Origin of the sequence: Streptomyces sp. LS1784 (assembly GCF_020103755.1) — a bacterium.
Classification (GTDB): domain Bacteria; phylum Actinomycetota; class Actinomycetes; order Streptomycetales; family Streptomycetaceae; genus Kitasatospora.
In genome coordinates this window covers 1-1,507 of record NZ_JAHSQD010001029.1, presented here as the reverse complement: position 1 = coordinate 1,507, position 1,507 = coordinate 1, and the positions used below count along the sequence as shown (strand labels likewise).

Sequence of the window (1,507 nt, the reverse complement as noted above, 5' to 3'; positions counted from 1 at the left end):
CGTGCGCCCCCCCTTGTCCGCCGGGGGTCAGGCCGGGGCGCAGGCCCGGCCCGGGGCGGGAGTGCGCACGACGGCGTCCAGGGCCGGGGCGATGACGGCGAAGCAGTTCTCCGTCAGCGCGGCGACGTCCACCCCCTCACCACCGCCGTCCACCTCGCCACCGCCGTCGGCGGCGCTCCAGCGCTGGAGCACCGTGTGGAAGGCCGCCAGCGCCATGTCCGCGGCCAGCCGCGGGTACAGCTCGCGCCCGGCGTCCAGGCCCAGGCGCACGGCGAGCTGCGCGGCGAGTTCGTCGCGCCACTGCGCCTGGCGTTCCAGGAAGCGGGCGAGCAGGGCGGGCGTGGAGAGGATCAGCCGCACCACGCTGCGGGCGCGCTCCTCGTGGCCGGCGCAGTCCTGCACGCAGCGCCACACCGCGCACCGCAGCGCCACCGAGGGCGCCTCCGCCACCGGACGGCGGGCCAGCTCCTCGCGCATGGCGGCGCCGAGGGCGGCCAGGAACTGGACGACCACGTCCTCCTTGGACGCGAAGTAGCGGAAGAACGTCCGCTTGGACACGCCCGCGGCGGTGGCGATCTCGTCGACCGTGACGGCGTCGAACCCGCCGTGCGCCAGCAGGTCCAGCGCCGCCCGCGTCAGTTCGTCGGCAACGAGCTGGCGTTTGCGCTGGGCCAGGGTGGCGGCGGGTCGGGACGTCACCGGCCCATCCTAGCCCCCACGCCACACTCGGCATCAAACGACAGTCTTGACACTTGGTGACATACGCGGCAGCGTGAGCCGTATGATCCGAAGCAACCCGAGCCCCGCCGGCGCCGCGGACCCGAGCGGGCGGGTGTTCGTCGTCACCGGCGCCGGCAGCGGCCTGGGCCTGGCCACCACCACCGCCCTCGCCCGCCGCGGCGCCCACGTCGTCCTCGCCGTGCGCGACGAGGCCAAAGGCCACCGCGCCGCCGCCCTGGTGACGGCCGAACAGCCCGACGCCCTGCTGGAGGTACGCCGCCTGGACCTCGCCGACCCGCACTCCGTGCACGCCTTCGCCACACGCCTGCGCACCGACGGCCCGCACCCCGACGTCCTGGTCAACAACGCCGGCGTCATGGCACCCCCACGCACCCTCACCCCCCACGGCCACGAACTCCAGTTCGCCGTCAACCACCTCGGCCACTTCGCCCTCACCGCCCACCTCATCGACCTGCTCGCCCAGGGCCGCGACCCGCGCGTGGTCACCGTCACCTCCGCCAACCACCGCCGCGCCCGCATCGACTTCGACGACCTCACCGGCGAACACGCCTACTCCCCCATGGGCCACTACAACCAGTCCAAACTCGCCAACGCCGTCTTCGCCCTCGAACTCCACCGCCGCCTGAACGCCGCCCACAGCCCCGTGCGCAGCGTGCTCGCCCACCCCGGCTACGCCGCCACCGGCCTGCCCCGCGCCGGCGCGGTCGGCGGGGTGCGGCTGCTGTTCGGGCACCTGCTGCGCCCGCTCGCGCAGTCGCCCGCACGC

At 75.0% G+C, this 1,507-nt stretch carries 2 protein-coding genes; one reads left to right on the top strand and one right to left on the bottom strand.

Features of this window, described 5'->3' with window-relative positions; all coding sequences use genetic code 11:
• Window positions 1–27: 27 nt before the first annotated feature.
• Window positions 28–699 (bottom strand): TetR family transcriptional regulator, encoded by a 672-nt coding sequence (locus KS423_RS45355; protein ID WP_224285497.1) that lies wholly within the window; start codon window positions 697–699, stop codon window positions 28–30.
• 82 nt (window positions 700–781) lie between these two features.
• On the opposite strand from KS423_RS45355, the gene KS423_RS45350 reads away from it, so the two are divergent.
• The coding region (locus KS423_RS45350; RefSeq protein ID WP_224285496.1) for an SDR family NAD(P)-dependent oxidoreductase at window positions 782–1,507 on the top strand (726 nt) is incomplete at its 3' end.